Source organism: Pseudoalteromonas sp. SWYJZ98 (assembly GCF_015864495.1).
Lineage (GTDB): Bacteria > Pseudomonadota > Gammaproteobacteria > Enterobacterales > Alteromonadaceae > Pseudoalteromonas > Pseudoalteromonas distincta.
Genome location: NZ_JADYXA010000012.1, coordinates 39,245 through 54,648, shown reverse-complemented (window position 1 = coordinate 54,648; position 15,404 = coordinate 39,245). Strand labels below are relative to the sequence as shown.

The window sequence follows — 15,404 nt, the reverse complement described above, 5'->3', positions numbered from 1 at the left end:
AATTATAAAAATGTTTTGAAGAGTGACCTCTGTAGTGTTCGAGTTGCAAAGTACATACCAGTGTAAAAAATCGCGTTTAGAGAACGAATTTTATACAGTTATTATAGTAGAGATGATGCTGAAAAATTTAATTTCAAGAGATGATTTAAAAGAAGAGATAGGGTCAAAAGTTATTTCGACCCTTATTAATTACTGTAACCAACCTTGTTGCTTACCTTTAATACTCAAGCAAAGTAAAGCGATGGCAATAATGATTACAAAAATAGGCATAAATACCGCACTTGCGCCAAGTAGCTCAATACTATTTATGACCACAAAATTATAATATTGCTGAATTAAAATAGCGCCGAGCGATAGCGCAAAAGTAGGTGTTGCCAGCGCGTTTTTAGCAAGTAAAAACAGACAACCCAAAGTGCTTCCAAATACAGCTACAGCAAATGCAATGGTTGACCAAAGAGGGATGTCAGAGTAGGCAGCTTGTTGATCTAAAGGAAGTTTACCTATCATTTCGGGTGTCATCATCATGTGCATAGCAAATGCAATAACGCCAAGTAAGTTCCATACGAGTGCCGCCCATACAACGGGTTTAAACCAATTTTTAGGTGTGTTTACAGACATTTTATAACCTTGTTTTTATTATTAATTAGGTTATTAAAGAGTAAAAAGGCCAACTATACAAGTTGGCCTTTTTATATAAAAAGAGTGCTTTTAAATGCTTAACCAAATGAAATAGGACGACGACCTGTTTTATCATCTACTTTTGGTTTTTTAGTTCGCTTACGCTTACTTTTAGCTGGTTGATTTGTTGGTTGTGGTGCAGCTTGCTTTGACTCTGCTTGAGTTTGTACCGCAGGTTTTTCTGCAGGGATTGCATCTTCACTTAGTGAGAGTTTAAAAAACTCACCATCAAACTCTAGTACATCACCACTGTATAATTTTTTCCGTTTAATTGTACAAATTTCATGGTTAACACCCACATAGCCTTCAGTAATTAGGTTTTTAGCTTGGCCGCCACCTTCAACTAAGTTTAGTACTTTTAATAATTTACAGAGCTCAATCGGCTCTTCTTCTAATTCTATTTCTATGTATTCTTCGTTCATATTTGCTCTCGGTGGGGGTAACGCACAAGCTGTAGTATAAAGGCTTGCAGCTACTTTTGCACCAAAGCAAGTAACTTTAGCTAATTGTAATAGGGAAATAACGACGAAAGTTTTTATGTATTTTATCTGTCTTTAAAAAAACTGAAGCAATTGAAGAGTAATATTTGCTGCAGTTAGTTTTACGTATGGCCTGCTAATTGCTAAAACTTTGGCGGAATAAATATTTTTCATTAAATGGAGTAGGAAATGGGCGTAAGATTAGCAATGAAAAAAGAGCTAATGGGATTAGATAATTCAGGTATGTTAACTGCTGACGATGTTAGAGAGCACCTTGCTAATTCTGTAAAAAAGCAAGCTGATCAAGGTGAGCGCGGTTTTTCTGTAATTTCAAAATTCAATGATACCCATAGCCGTTTAGCTAGTGGTGATGCCACGAGAAAAACAAAACTTGAATTTGAACGTCATCGTTTATTTAAAGAAGTTTTATATACTCGCAAAAGTGTTGATGCTTGGTTAGATAGCCAAACAAATTAAATTGCGATAAATAGTTACCTTTAATAGACTACAATTGTAATCAAAAAGGGGTAACTATGAAAAGTGGAATTTTAATATGTGTGTTGGCATTACTATTAGCTGCGTGCCAACAACCTACCGTGTATGTATTTAGTGAAAACTTGCAAGATGAACAGCGCAACCAGCTCGATGCTGCGCTAAAAGCACAATCGCTCCCTTATGAATATGTAGAGCTGGCAATCCCACCTGATTTTGGTGAAGCCACATTACTCTTATCAAGTGATAAGATTTATCCTAAAGAAACTGAGCAACTTGCGGCTATAATGCAAGAGCTAGGTTACAAGCCACAAGTTAACTACACGACTCGTTCAAATCATTTTTATGGTGATGGCAATATAGGCTTTTATTTAAAGAATATAATGGCGGGTACTACCTTTGTTATGCCTAAAAAGTTACGAACAACTCAATGCAGCGAAGAGAAGTACAATGATTTACTTGTTACATTTACAGATAAATATGCTGACTTTAGTTTACCCAGTGGCGCTGTTGTAAGGTTAGGTTGGGAGTTTTTATACGGTTACGTTGTTATTTATTATAAAACCTATTCGCAAACATATCGTCATTCACAGCCGTTTGTAAATACCCCCTTTGGTGCCAAGCCTTCAGATACTTACACTTTTACTGCGCACGTTAATAAGCCCAGTTGGCTTGATTGCTCATTGCAAATTGTTTATATGGATTGAACTAACCGTGAGTTTCTATATGCTCGCTTAATTTGGCAATGCGCAGGCTCATACCTTCAATAATTCGGTCTTTAATTTTTTCGCGGATAACATTAGGTAGGCGGGTGAGTGCTTCAGGGGTAATGGCAAGTACTATGGTGTCGGTTTTAGCGCGAGCACTGGTACTGCGCTCTCGGTTATTTATAAAGGCACCTTCACCTATAAATTCACCGGGCTCTATAGTGCCAAGTTCTAGTAAATGGTTATGCTTAAATACTAATAATGCGCCGCTAAGTACAATGTACAAGCGCTTGTCGTTATCGTATTGCTTAAATAAAAATTGATGCTGGCTTACTAAATATAACAGGCCGAACGACTCCAATAAGACTTGGCGCTCGCTGAGCGTAAATTCTTTAAAAAAGTGCAGCCTGTTTATAATCTCCATTTGTTTGAATAATGGAATATGTTCGATTAGCTTCATCAATAACCAAATGTGTTAAAAGCGTTTAATCAGCTAATATTGCGCTCTTTTAATTTTCGGGTCAACGTGTTACGTCCCCAACCAATTTTTATAGCTGCATCTTGCTTATGACCAGAGCAATTAGCCAGGGCTGTTTTTATTAAGCGAGTTTCTAGCTGAGCTTGAATGTCAGGCCAAATATTTTCTTTGCCTTTTTTTAGCTCTTGATTAAGCCATTGTTGGAATGCATCGAGCCAATCACCTTCTTCTTGGGTTGGTGAAGCATCCAGAATCTCCGGCGGTAAATCTTGCTCGCTTACAAGCTCACCCGGTGCCATAACTGTCAGCCAACGACACGTATTTTCTAATTGGCGTACATTACCTGGCCAATTAAATAAACGTAATTGCTCAGTCGCTTTAGGGCTCAGTACTTTACTTTCTACTTGTAGCTCTTTAGCGCTTTTATGTAAAAAGTGTTGCGATAAGCTTTCTATATCTTCAGTACGCTCTCGAAGAGCGGGTAAACGTAGGCGCACAACATTAAGACGATGAAATAAATCATCCCTAAACTTGCCTTGTTTAACTAAATCTTCAAGGTTTTGGTGCGTAGCTGCAATAATGCGTACGTCCACTTTTATACTTTGATGGCCACCAACGCGATAAAACTCACCATCGGCAAGAACGCGTAATAAACGTGTTTGCACATCAAGTGGCATATCACCAATTTCATCTAAAAATAGTGTACCGCCATTGGCTTGCTCAAAGCGGCCTTTACGTACGCTATCGGCGCCCGTAAATGCGCCTTTTTCGTGGCCAAATAACTCTGACTCAACAAGCTCTTTTGGAATGGCCGCCATGTTAAGTGCAATAAATTGATTTTCTTTACGTGGGCTATGGTTGTGCAGGGCGCTGGCGACAAGTTCTTTACCTGTGCCAGATTCACCATTTATTAATACGCTCATGCTTGAGGCCGATAGTTTACCTATCGCTCTAAACACTTCTTGCATAGCGGGTGCTTCACCAATAATGTGGGCACTTTTTGGTGGAGCTTGCTTTCGCTTAGTTTTTTTAGTGGAGTTTGCTCTGCATGCGCTTTCGACTAGCGCCACTGCTTCGTTTAAATCAAACGGCTTAGCTAGGTATTCAAAAGCACCTTTTTGAAATGCATTAACTGCAGAGTCCAAATCTGAGTGGGCAGTCATTATAATAACTGGCAGCCCAGGGTTTTGCTCTGCTATAAGCTCAAGCAACGCCATGCCATCCATACCAGGCATTCGTACGTCCGAAACTAAAACAGTAGGTTGACTAAACTTTAATGCGCTTAATACATCTTGCGCATTAGCAAAGCTTTCTGCGTTAAACCCTGCACGGGTTAGTGCTTTTTCAAGTACAAATCGAATAGAAGCATCATCATCTACAAGCCAAACTGTTTTCATGCAAACTCCAAACATTAATCTGCAAAGGGCAGATAGATATTAAATTCAGTATGTCCAGGCCAGCTATCACATTCTATATAGCCATCATGTTGATCTATCAGCGTTTGCGCTATTGAGAGTCCTAACCCTGAGCCATCTTCTTTATTGGTGATCATAGGGTAGAACAGTGTTTCACGTACACTGGGATCAATACCTGGTCCGTTATCAGATATTTGGATCAACAAGGCTTTTTTAGGTGCTTTACCTGGGCGACGATGCTGATGATTAATGCGGGTTTTTATTGTTATTTCACCGCCATCTACAAGCGCCTGCTGAGCATTTCGAACAATGTTTAATACTACTTGCTGAATTTTACCTTGATCAATGTATACATCAGGAATGCTTGGGTCGTAATCCTTAACCAAGCTAATGTTAGAACAATTATCTAACGTACTTAGTCGTGCAACTGATTCAAGTGATTGATGTATATTGCCATACGATTTTTGCGGAAGCTGATTTGGCCCTAAAAGCCTATCTACTAATTCACGTAATCGGTCGGCTTGCTCAATGATAAGTTCAGCACATTGGTCTCTTTCTTGTTGATCAACCTCATACTGCAATAACTGCGCCGCTCCGCGAATTCCACCTAAAGGATTTTTAATTTCGTGAGCTAAGCCTCTAATTAGATTTCGGGCTGCTTGGTATTGATGCATTTGATTAGACGCTTGGTCGTGCTTAATTTCGTCATCAGTTTGGCGCCACTCAAATAAAATATAAAGTGAGCCTTCAAACTTAATTTGTCGTGTACTTACGGCTACTTTTGCATGGCGAGAATCGCTAAAAACCACGTCAGCTCTGTGCTGCTGGCAATCTACACCTTCAACTAATGAGTATTGTTCTATACGCTGCAAATCGATTGAATGGTAATTAAAAAGACTATCGAAAGGCTGATCTAATAGGCGCTTGTTACCAAGGCCAAGCAGTTCGCTAGTACTGGTATTGGCATAGACAACGGTGAAGTTTTTATCAAGCAACATGATAGCGGTTGTTTGATTTTGCCAAATAGCATCGAGTAGCTCAGGGCTAAAGTTTTTATTATTAATCATAGCTGCACCATTTTAGTGCGTTGATATTTACAAGCAAGTTATATAGTAAAATACACTGCTGCACGTTTAGTAATGCCCCAATTTAGTTACTTAGGTTTAGCCCTTTTCGGTGCATAAAAAATATGCAGGGCTCACTTATAGCAATAACTTGGTTTTTACTATTCAAAAGCTTTAATTGTAGTGTGTGCTCACCACGTTCTACATCTCTTATTGCAAAGGTTGAACTGTCACTGGCTGGGCCATGTGCTTTGCCATCAATAAAAAGTTGTATAGTAAAACCAGTTTCAAAGCGTGGTTTTATTCGGCTAGTAACATAAACAGTGCCGGTATTTTCACGAATAGTCTGGTTATGATCAGGTGAGGAAATGGCAATACTAAAGGCCGCTTGTTGGGGCTGGGGTTGCTCGTCAAAAATGTCAGTATTTGTTGCAGGCATATTAAGATCTTGGCTGGTAAGCTTTACCTCTTTAGCACCTTTATGAGGGGTGTCAGAGAACACTAATACGCCATTTTTATCTTTCCAAGCGTATATCTTTGTTTCACCAGCGTAACCATAATTGCTTAATCCTAAAGCAATTAATAGTAATAAAATCTTGTTGTTCACTCTGCAGCCCTGCATTTTTGTCGGTAACTTAACTTTAGTGGAGATTGATTAATTTTACCATTAAAAAAGCCCGCAAAGCGGGCTTGAGAACACACATATTTTATACAGCTAAATTAACAGCTGTAGTACATTTCAAACTCAACTGGGTGAGTTGTCATGTTAAGCTTTTCAACTTCTTTAGATTTAAGTTCGATGTAAGCATCGATTAAGTCATCAGTGAATACACCACCTTGAGTTAAGAATTCACGGTCTGCGCTAAGTGCAGATAGTGCTTCGTCAAGTGATGCTGCAACAGTTGGGATTTCTGCTGCTTCTTCAGCTGGTAAGTCATATAAATCTTTATCCATAGCATCGCCAGGGTGGATCTTGTTTTTGATACCATCAAGGCCAGCCATAAGCATTGCTGAGAAAGCAAGGTATGGGTTAGCTGTTGGATCTGGGAAGCGTACTTCAATACGACGACCTTTTTCAGATGGAACCACTGGGATACGGATTGATGCAGAACGGTTACGTGCAGAGTATGCAAGCATAACTGGTGCTTCAAAACCTGGTACTAAACGTTTGTACGAGTTAGTAGAGGCGTTTGCAAAAGCGTTAATTGCTTTAGCATGCTTGATGATACCACCAATGTAGTAAAGCGCATCTTCAGAAAGGCCGCCGTACTTATCACCAGCAAAAAGGTTTACACCATCTTTAGCAAGTGACTGGTGACAATGCATACCAGAACCGTTATCACCAACAACTGGCTTAGGCATAAACGTTGCTGTTTTACCGTATAAGTGAGCCATGTTATGGATAACATATTTCATTTCTTGGATTTCATCCGCTTTTAATACCATTGTATTAAAGCGAGTAGCAATCTCGTTTTGACCTGCTGTTGCAACTTCGTGGTGATGTGCTTCTACTACTTGACCCATTTCTTCTAGAACTAGACACGTAGCTGAACGCCAATCTTGGAAGTCATCAACAGGAGCAACTGGGAAGTAACCGCCTTTAATACCTGGACGGTGACCTGTGTTGCCATCTGCATATTCTTTATCTGAGTTCCAAGCAGCTTGCTTAGAATCAATTTTGTACATAGAACCAGACATATCTGATTTGTATTTAACGTCGTCAAATACGAAAAACTCTGGCTCAGGGCCAAATAAAACTGTATCTGCAATACCTGTAGAGCGCATGTAATCTTCAGCACGCTTAGCAACAGAACGCGGGTCGCGCTCATAACCTTGAAGTGTTGAAGGCTCTACTACGTCACAACGTACGATTAATGTTGATTCTTCAGTGAAAGGGTCTAGTTTGATTGATTCAGCAACTGGCATTAATACCATGTCTGATTCGTTTATGCCTTTCCAGCCTGCAATTGAAGAACCGTCAAACATTTTACCGTCTTCAAAAAAGTCTTCATCAACTTGGTGATGAGGAATAGATATATGTTGTTCTTTACCCTTAGTGTCAGTAAAGCGTAAATCAATGAACTTGACGTCATTTTCTTTAATAAAATCTAAAACCGATTGTGACATGTGTCCTCCAACTATTGGGTTTTGTTATTGCTGCATAATTGCTTTGGGATTTACTAAGCTGATTTTGTGCCATTTTTATAACTAGCTGTTTATAAATTAAAAAAATATCGTTGCATCAAAATGGAATGTACAAACGCACTATATTGGTGCGTAAATTTTCCTTTTTGGTGCAAAATTTACAGGGCACAATTTGCTGCTAATTTAATCGCTCGGAAATAGCATAACCTAAATGCAAAAGAGTACCAAAAAGATCAGCAAAATAGCCAAAAAGGCTGTTTTTCAAAAAAAATTTGAAATTTAATTCATATAATTGTCATATATAAAACAGATACTTAGTAAAAGTATTGAGAAAGTTTTGAAATTTATATTGGATAAACTTTCATCCATGTCATTAATGAGGGATAATATGCGCCCTTTTAAATCCTATGCTGGGACATCTCGCGAAAGCGTGGATGAGTGCGTAGATCTTGCAGGATCAATGAGAATTTAATTTCTCTGAGTAAATATATGAGCATCGAACAGTTAAGAAATATAGCGATTATCGCGCACGTTGACCATGGTAAAACAACACTGGTTGACAAACTACTTGAGCAATCAGGTACATTAGAAACACGCGGCGGTAACGAAGAGCGCGTGATGGACTCAAACGACATTGAGAAAGAACGTGGTATTACCATTTTGGCTAAAAACACAGCCATTTCTTGGAATGACTACCATATCAATATCGTAGATACCCCGGGACACGCCGATTTCGGTGGTGAAGTTGAACGCGTACTTTCGATGGCTGACTCAGTATTATTACTTGTTGATGCTCAAGAAGGTCCAATGCCGCAAACGCGTTTCGTTACGCAAAAAGCATTCGCGCAAGGCTTAAAGCCAATCGTCGTTATCAATAAAATTGATAAGCCAGGCGCTCGTCCAGATTGGGTTATGGATCAAATCTTTGATTTATTCGACAACCTTGGCGCGACTGACGAACAGTTAGACTTTAAAGTAATCTACGCTTCAGCAATCAACGGTTGGGCAACACTAGATTTAGACGAACCATCAGACAACATGGAACCTATGTTCAAGATGATCGTTGAAGAAGTATCACCACCGGATGCAGATCCTGAAGGTGACTTCCAAATGCAAATTTCTCAACTAGATTACAACTCTTATGTTGGTGTAGTTGGTATTGGTCGTATAAAACGTGGTTCTGTTGCTCCTAACCAACAAGTTACTATTATCAGTGCTGATGGCACTACACGTAATGGTAAAATTGGTGCAGTACAAAGCTACCTAGGTCTTGAGCGTATCGAAACTGATAGAGCTTACGCTGGTAACATCGTAACTGTAACAGGTATTGGTGAGCTTAAGATTTCTGATACAGTTTGTTTCCCAGGAAACGTTGAAGCATTACCACCACTAAGTGTTGATGAGCCAACTGTAACAATGACATTCTCTGTAAATAACTCACCTTTCTGTGGTAAAGAAGGTAAGTTTGTAACGTCACGTAATATCCGTGAGCGTTTAGACAAAGAATTAGTACACAACGTAGCACTTCGCGTTGAAGATACTGCAAGCCCAGATAGCTTCCGTGTTTCTGGTCGTGGTGAATTACACCTAGGTATCTTAATCGAAAACATGCGTCGTGAAGGTTACGAGCTTTCAGTTTCTCGTCCAGAAGTTATCTTACGTACTGTAGATGGCGTTCTAGAAGAACCGTTTGAAACAGTGACTATTGACTGTCAAGAAGAGCATCAAGGTTCTGTTATGGAACAAGTTGGCCTACGTAAAGGTGAACTTACTAACATGACTCCAGATGGCAAAGGCCGTATGCGTTTAGACTTCATGATCCCAAGCCGTGGTTTAATTGGTTTCCAAACTGATTTCATGACGCTTACTTCGGGTTCTGGTCTTATGTACCATACGTTCGATCATTATGGTCCTCATAAAGGTGGCGCTATCGGTGTTCGTAAGAACGGCGTAATGATTGCAAACGCAACTGGTAAAGCACTTACTAACGCATTATTCAACTTACAAGAGCGCGGCCGTTTATTCATCGGTCACGGTGTTGAAGTATACGAAGGTATGGTTATCGGTATTCATAACCGTGATAACGACCTTACAGTTAACGCCCTTAAAGGCAAGCAGTTAACTAACGTACGTGCATCTGGTACTGATGAAGCGCAAACGCTTTCTCCACACCTTAACTACTCACTTGAGCAAGCGCTTGAGTTCATCGATGATGACGAGCTAGTTGAAGTTACTCCACTAAACATTCGTATCCGTAAGAAACACCTTACAGAAAACGAACGTAAACGTGCGGGTCGTGCACCTAAGTCATAATCTATTAATTTAGAATAATGATTTTAAAAGCCGCTGTATTGAAAAATACAGCGGCTTTTTTGTGAACAATAGTTAGCGAGAGAAGAGCTGTAAGCTCTCAGGTTGGAAGAACATCGCGGTTGGTTCGATACTGTTAAGCAGTTTTTAATATTGAACCTAAAAAAGGTATTAAGTTATTATCAAAGCTATATTTAATATGTGCGAGTAAGCTAGTGTGAATACCGAAAATGTAATTAAGGCAAAACTAGAGATAGAACATATTGCTGAACTGCAAAAATATAAAGATGAATTTGAAACGTTAGGAAAAAATGATTGGGGCTTGAAAGATCTCATATTAATTTTTTTACCGTTTGTTTTGTTATCAATTGCTAATAGCTTCTATGATATTGAAACTGAATTATTTCAAATAATATGTTTTATTTTCCTTGCTTCAGCTGTGGTGCAGGGAATGATTAGGGAGCAAACCAAAAAAACAAATCGCAGAATTGATTTGCTTCTTAAAATTATTAAACATGAGCAAAAGGGTGGCTGAAATTAGCTTTATATTAGGGCGCAGCCCGCTCTTTGTCTAAGCAAAAACGTGCTTGAGAATTAAATAATCGATAATGCAAAGTATCTGTGTTTGTTGGTGGTGGGGTCGTTGGGTTTCGCTGCGCTCAACCCAACCTTGTATCTCTTCTTGATGGGGGTGGCTTACTTTTTAGGGAGTAGGGTTATTTTGCCAAATACGTCGGCATCTATAAAACCACGGTTTCTGTCGCCATTTATTGGTTGTACTTCGTGTGAGCCCATAAAGTGCTCGCGCACGTCACTGCCATCGTTATCGCAATACGCTAACATAAAGCCTATTACTTGCTTTTCGCTAAGTGTAATTGGGGTGTTTTTAGCACCTTCTTTATAATCATTAGGGTAGAGTTTTATTGCTACTTCCCACGTAATGTTAAAAGGTGCGGTGGTATTGCGCTTCCAGTTACTTGTTAGGTGGTCGGTATACAAGTGGGCTTGTTTATCAGGGCCGTAATCGGCGGCTTGGTTATCAAGGCCAATGTGGTACGCCAAAGCGGTGTGATTAAATTGGTGGTTTCCGCCCGATGCGTCGCTGTCTATAAACACTTCAAGCGCATCGTCATCCCAATATTTATAGGTTGGATCTGCGTGTTTATCTATTAGAACATCATCCACAATATCGGCTTGTAGGTATAAATAGTTTTGATCCCACAATAAGCGATAACGCCCTTTAAAGTCGGCATCGTTTGATGGCAGTGTGCCATCCATTAGATAAGGCATGTCGTGCCAAGCGGCTTTATCCCATGCGCTTTCTGATACGCCATCAATAGTAATTGGGGTTGATGTATGTTCAACATCAATAGCCATTGCTGGCGTGCTTAATAAAAAGCTTAAGGCGAGTGCTAATTTCTTCATTAATCTCTCAATTTTATTGTCGATTTGTCTTAATGTAATAACAATCTTAAAACAGCTAAGTAAATAGTTACAGTGAAATACTTTCGCCTTCGTTTAAAATATACAGCGGTACTTTTGAATCCATTTTATTGTACATATGCAATAAGCGAAGTAAGGCTGAATGACTGCTGTGGTCGCCCATTTTCCAACTTGAGTTACCGTATCCCCACGGTATCATTACTTTACAATTAAGCTCTTGTGCTGCGTTGAGCGCGTCTTCAGGTGTGGTGTGCACGTAACGGTACCAGTTAGGATCGTCTTTACTGTAGTAAGAAGCGATTGGGATTAAGCATCCATCTATATCGCCATATGTCTTTAAAGTGTTTTGAGTAGCCTGTATCGCCTGCAAAAAATAAGGTGCTACCGTTTTGTTCAAGCAGCCAGCCATTCCATAAGTCTTTATTGTTATCTTCGTAAAGAAAGGGCACTAATACGCGAGCGCTAAAATGATGAGCTGGCAGGGCGTTAATAACTAAGTCGTCAATGTTGGTTGTTGAGTACCACGGCATTTCGCTAATATTAAAACCGCCGGTAGGGAAGTTGTCGGCCATCCCGAGTGGTGTTAAATAGCGAGGTTTATTGCCAATGCTTTGTATGTCGGCTTTATTAAAATGATCGTAATGAATATGCGAATACATTACCGCATCAATATTTTCCAGTTCTTGCTCACTAGGCCAAGCGCCTGCTTTACGATAAGTGCCACCGCTGAGTTTAAAGCCAAGTGCGACTGGAGAATCAAACTGATTTTTTACCGGATCAAACAGCACATTTTGACCATTTGGGGTGTTAATTACAAAACTAGCGTGACCAAGCCAGCGTGCTGTATAGCCAGTGCTAAGTTGTGGTTTAGTTTGCTGGCCTTGGTACTGGCAGTTTTCGCTGCCGGTTTTGCATAGTAAGTCTGGGTGGGCTGGGTAGCAGTTTTCAGTACAGGTGGTGGGATATGTTTTTTCACCTGTGTATAAATTTTTATAACGGCCGTTCTTATCATTAATAACAACAACTGAGTCAGAGCTGGTAATACGATTAATATTATTAGGTGCACCGCAGGCCGTTATTATACATAAGAGCATTGCTGCGATTAAAAAGCGTTTCATTGTAAATCCCTTTTAGTATTCCCTTTAACATAAAAAAGCCTGCAATTAAGCAGGCTTGTTAAAGTAACAAATGATTAGCCAGCGCTATTCATTTGCTCAATAAATTTATTTGAATCGGCAATCGATTTGTTCATGTCGTTCATCAACAATTGAATATCGCGCTTAAGGTTAGTGAATTCACCTTTAATAGCCGATACCGCTTGTGCATTTAAGTTATGCTTTAAGTATAAAACGTTATCATGAAGCGAGGTTAATACTGGCTCCATTTTACTCTCTGCGCTGCGCATTGAGCGTAATAGCTGATCAAATTGACGCTTAGTCGCGGTTAGCTTTTTGCTGCTTTCACGCTTAAGTGACGCGCTTTTGTATTGCTCTAGCTCATCGCCCCACTCATCAAACAGGGCTTCTGCCACGTCTTCTACTTTATTGATGTTAGTTGACACTTCGTTAGCGGCATTTAAGCTCGACTCGTAATCGTCGTTTAACTGATTATAAGTGTCTTGTAGTTCGCCACCATTAAAATCGATTAGAGTCGTTAAGCGCTCTAGTGCCGATTTAAATTCTTCTTGTGACTCTTGCTGAGAGTCTTTGGTTTCTTCTACGCGGTCAATAAGAATATCGCGTTTGTGAACACCCACTTTTTCCATCGCAGAATAATAAGCTGATTGGCAGCCAGTTAAAGTAAGTGCTACGACAAGCATTGAAACACTGAGTAATGTTTGTTTTTTCATTTGAATTCCTGTTTACGAGCGTTAGTGCTGTAAATTATGGCGCTGATTGTTATTATAATCAAAACTATATAAGCACAAGTCAATTGTATGAATGATAAGCTCTCACATTACAAACAGCAAGTTAAGTCCTTTATACGCCAGCAGCCTGGTTGGTGGATGCAGTATTTTAATCGTTGTATAGACGATCAAATAACGGTTAATGCAGGTTACCTTGCTTACGTAACCCTTCTTTCTTTAGTGCCATTAATTGCGGTGGGTGTTGCTATATTTTCAGCTTTTCCGGGCTTTGAATCTACTCGCATGGAAATTGAGAGCTTTTTGTTTACCAACTTTGTCCCTACCTCTACCGATGTTATTAGAGAGCACATTAGCTCCTTTGCCGGTAACGCTAATCAAATGACGGCGGTAGGTATTGGCTTTTTAGCTGCAATAGCCTTGCTGTTAATACGTAATGTAGATGCCACACTAAATCGAATTTGGCGAATTAAGAAAAAACGCCCAATGATGATCTCATTTGCTGTGTACTGGATGGTTTTGAGCTTAGGGCCTGTATTACTCGGAGCGAGTATTGGTGTTACCTCTTATATTGTATCTTTGGTATCGTTTGCTGATCAGGGTATTCCGGGGTTTAGCGGGTTTTTGTTAAAGTTATTGCCGTATGGGATTTCGATGGTGGGCTTTATTATGCTCTACACTTTAGTGCCTAATACGCGTGTATCGTTCAGAGCGGCGATACCAGGCGCTTTTTTTGCGGCACTTTTATTTGAGCTGACTAAAAAAGGATTTGCACTTTATATTAGCCATTTTCCTTCGTACGAAGTTATTTACGGCGCAGTAGCAACCATTCCTATTTTGTTTGTATGGGTGTATTTGTCGTGGATTGTTGTTTTGCTTGGCGCTGAATTTACAGCGTGTATTAGCCCAAATGATATTCCAGAAACACCAGAGCTTGAATTAGAAGATGATGAGCCAGCAGTAAAGGACACAGTTTAAATGCAAGGTTTAATACAACGCGTAAAGCATGCCAAAGTAGAAATTAACAACCAAGTAGTAGGCGAAATTAACCAAGGTATATTGTTGTTGCTGGGCGTTGAAAAACACGACGATACGCAAACGGCCGATAAGCTTTTGCACAAGGTAAGTAATTATCGTATTTTTACTGACGAAAACGACAAAATGAACTTAAGCCTTAAAGATATTAAAGGTGAGTTGCTGGTGGTTTCGCAATTTACCTTAGCGGCAGATACTAAAAAGGGTATGCGCCCTAGCTTTTCATCTGCGGCAACGCCAAGCCAAGCTAACGAGCTTTACGAATACTTTGTAGCTCAAGCTAAAGAGTTGGGGCTTACAATAGCCACAGGTGGGTTTGGTGCCGATATGCAAGTAAGCTTGTGTAACGATGGGCCCGTTACGTTTAACTTATCTGTTTAAACTTTTTTAGTAACCACGACAATATGATTTACATAGCCCGTAATTTTTTGCGGGCTGACGTTACAGTCAAATACATCGAGTAATAGCTGCTGAAGTTGCTTTAATTGCGACTCATGCTGCGATAAAAAGTTAATAAATAGCACGCCGTTGTTATTTAAAGCCGAGTAGATTTTTTTATAAAATGCCTCTTCAAATAAAAATCGAGGTGCATCTATCTGGCTAAACAAATCGAGAATAATCCAATCAATATTTTGTGCACTTTTTAAAACCTGCTGTGCGTCGGCGCAAAGCAATTGATCATTTTTATTTGACGAAAAAAATTGTGTGTAGCAATCAATAATATCGGCGTTTTTTTCAACCGATGTTATTTGTGCTTTAGGGTATTTATGCTGTAAATAATTACGAATTGCTCCGCCGCCGAGACCAAGTTCTAACACTTTTTGTGGCGGCTTAAGAGCCTGCCAATGCTTACCTAGGCATAATAAATGTGGAAAAAGTAATAAATCCGGGTTATTTAAATCAACAACAGACTGAAGAGTATCGTTAATAAGTAACCAGCGTAACTGCTCGTGCTCACGTACTTGAATGTGATCGCCACTGAATTTATGCCAATAGATTAACTGACCAATGCTATGGCTATTTTCAATAAATTGATCGCTTAGCAAGCCCGTCAGCGAGTTTATATAATTGATTTTTTCCATCATATTCTCAGCATAAACTAGCAACATTAAAGCGCAATGGCCTTTGCCATTATTTTTTACGTTATTTTACAGCCATCACCAAAGTCGTATTTGCAGTTTTTTTAAGATGGAGTATGGTATTTGCCATAAATAATACCAACGGACTTAATTATTTAAGCTTTTTAGTTTGGTAGATAATCAATACGATTAGTATAGCGCCGTAGCCTTTTTTG

16 protein-coding genes and 1 pseudogene are annotated in these 15,404 nt (G+C 39.5%); 6 read left to right on the top strand and 11 right to left on the bottom strand.

Translation table 11 applies throughout. The features are described from left to right. Positions 1 to 189: 189 nt before the first annotated feature. A complete protein-coding gene (locus I6F10_RS09910) occupies positions 190 to 618 on the bottom strand; it encodes a hypothetical protein (protein WP_039488637.1) in 429 nt (142 codons plus the stop codon). Positions 619 to 716: 98 nt separating this feature from the next. After that, the gene (locus I6F10_RS09905; RefSeq protein ID WP_002961114.1) at positions 717 to 1,100 is read right to left on the bottom strand and encodes an RNA-binding S4 domain-containing protein; all 384 of its coding nucleotides are present in this window, start codon (positions 1,098 to 1,100) and stop codon (positions 717 to 719) included. 246 nt (positions 1,101 to 1,346) lie between these two features. Here I6F10_RS09905 and I6F10_RS09900 point away from each other — a divergent pair, with 246 nt between their 5' ends. Both I6F10_RS09900 and I6F10_RS09895 read left to right on the top strand, forming a co-directional pair. After that, a complete protein-coding gene (locus tag I6F10_RS09900; protein ID WP_165743529.1) occupies positions 1,347 to 1,634 on the top strand; it encodes a hypothetical protein in 288 nt (95 codons plus the stop codon). A 56-nt stretch (positions 1,635 to 1,690) separates the two neighbouring features. Beyond that, positions 1,691 to 2,356 (top strand): hypothetical protein, encoded by a 666-nt coding sequence (locus I6F10_RS09895; protein ID WP_165743527.1) that lies wholly within the window; start codon positions 1,691 to 1,693, stop codon positions 2,354 to 2,356. Position 2,357: 1 nt separating this feature from the next. On the opposite strand, the gene I6F10_RS09890 is transcribed toward I6F10_RS09895, so the two are convergent. The 5 genes from I6F10_RS09890 to glnA form a co-directional block, all read right to left on the bottom strand. Further along, a complete protein-coding gene (locus I6F10_RS09890; protein ID WP_002961116.1) occupies positions 2,358 to 2,816 on the bottom strand; it encodes a cyclic nucleotide-binding domain-containing protein in 459 nt (152 codons plus the stop codon). A 29-nt stretch (positions 2,817 to 2,845) separates the two neighbouring features. Further along, positions 2,846 to 4,231 carry a nitrogen regulation protein NR(I) gene (gene ntrC, locus I6F10_RS09885; RefSeq protein ID WP_002961117.1) on the bottom strand — a complete coding sequence of 462 codons (1,386 nt, stop codon included), beginning with the start codon at positions 4,229 to 4,231 and terminating at the stop codon, positions 2,846 to 2,848. A gap of 14 nt (positions 4,232 to 4,245) precedes the next feature. Further along, positions 4,246 to 5,316 (bottom strand): nitrogen regulation protein NR(II), encoded by a 1,071-nt coding sequence (gene glnL, locus I6F10_RS09880; RefSeq protein ID WP_165743525.1) that lies wholly within the window; start codon positions 5,314 to 5,316, stop codon positions 4,246 to 4,248. An 82-nt stretch (positions 5,317 to 5,398) separates the two neighbouring features. Further along, positions 5,399 to 5,920, bottom strand: coding sequence for a DUF4124 domain-containing protein (locus I6F10_RS09875; RefSeq protein WP_165743523.1), 522 nt, complete (start codon positions 5,918 to 5,920; stop codon positions 5,399 to 5,401). 113 nt (positions 5,921 to 6,033) lie between these two features. Further along, positions 6,034 to 7,440 (bottom strand): glutamate--ammonia ligase, encoded by a 1,407-nt coding sequence (gene glnA, locus I6F10_RS09870; protein ID WP_024603879.1) that lies wholly within the window; start codon positions 7,438 to 7,440, stop codon positions 6,034 to 6,036. A 507-nt stretch (positions 7,441 to 7,947) separates the two neighbouring features. On the opposite strand from glnA, the gene typA reads away from it, so the two are divergent. Then, positions 7,948 to 9,771 (top strand): translational GTPase TypA, encoded by a 1,824-nt coding sequence (gene typA / locus I6F10_RS09865; RefSeq protein WP_002961123.1) that lies wholly within the window; start codon positions 7,948 to 7,950, stop codon positions 9,769 to 9,771. Positions 9,772 to 9,985: 214 nt separating this feature from the next. Beyond that, on the top strand, positions 9,986 to 10,303 hold the full coding sequence (locus I6F10_RS09860; RefSeq protein WP_165743522.1) for a hypothetical protein: 318 nt from the start codon (positions 9,986 to 9,988) through the stop codon (positions 10,301 to 10,303). 161 nt (positions 10,304 to 10,464) lie between these two features. On the opposite strand, the gene I6F10_RS09855 is transcribed toward I6F10_RS09860, so the two are convergent. The 3 genes and pseudogenes from I6F10_RS09855 to I6F10_RS09845 all read right to left on the bottom strand — a co-directional run bounded on the left by I6F10_RS09855 (position 10,465) and on the right by I6F10_RS09845 (position 13,060). After that, complete coding sequence (locus I6F10_RS09855) at positions 10,465 to 11,193, bottom strand: CBM9 family sugar-binding protein (RefSeq protein ID WP_165743520.1); 729 nt, start codon at positions 11,191 to 11,193, stop codon at positions 10,465 to 10,467. 67 nt (positions 11,194 to 11,260) lie between these two features. After that, positions 11,261 to 12,329 (bottom strand): annotated as a pseudogene (locus I6F10_RS09850) (MBL fold metallo-hydrolase). A 74-nt stretch (positions 12,330 to 12,403) separates the two neighbouring features. Continuing rightward, positions 12,404 to 13,060, bottom strand: a complete 657-nt coding sequence (locus I6F10_RS09845; protein ID WP_165743518.1) for a DUF2959 domain-containing protein — start codon at positions 13,058 to 13,060, stop codon at positions 12,404 to 12,406. A gap of 87 nt (positions 13,061 to 13,147) precedes the next feature. On the opposite strand from I6F10_RS09845, the gene I6F10_RS09840 reads away from it, so the two are divergent. Together I6F10_RS09840 and dtd are read left to right on the top strand one after the other, a co-directional pair. Continuing rightward, complete coding sequence (locus I6F10_RS09840) at positions 13,148 to 14,053, top strand: virulence factor BrkB family protein (RefSeq protein WP_149594447.1); 906 nt, start codon at positions 13,148 to 13,150, stop codon at positions 14,051 to 14,053. After that, on the top strand, positions 14,054 to 14,491 hold the full coding sequence (gene dtd, locus I6F10_RS09835) for a D-aminoacyl-tRNA deacylase (protein ID WP_165743516.1): 438 nt from the start codon (positions 14,054 to 14,056) through the stop codon (positions 14,489 to 14,491). Here the strand turns inward: dtd and I6F10_RS09830 are convergent. Beyond that, a complete protein-coding gene (locus I6F10_RS09830; RefSeq protein WP_165743547.1) occupies positions 14,488 to 15,195 on the bottom strand; it encodes a spermidine synthase in 708 nt (235 codons plus the stop codon). The genes dtd and I6F10_RS09830 overlap by 4 nt on opposite strands. Positions 15,196 to 15,404: the final 209 nt, after the last annotated feature.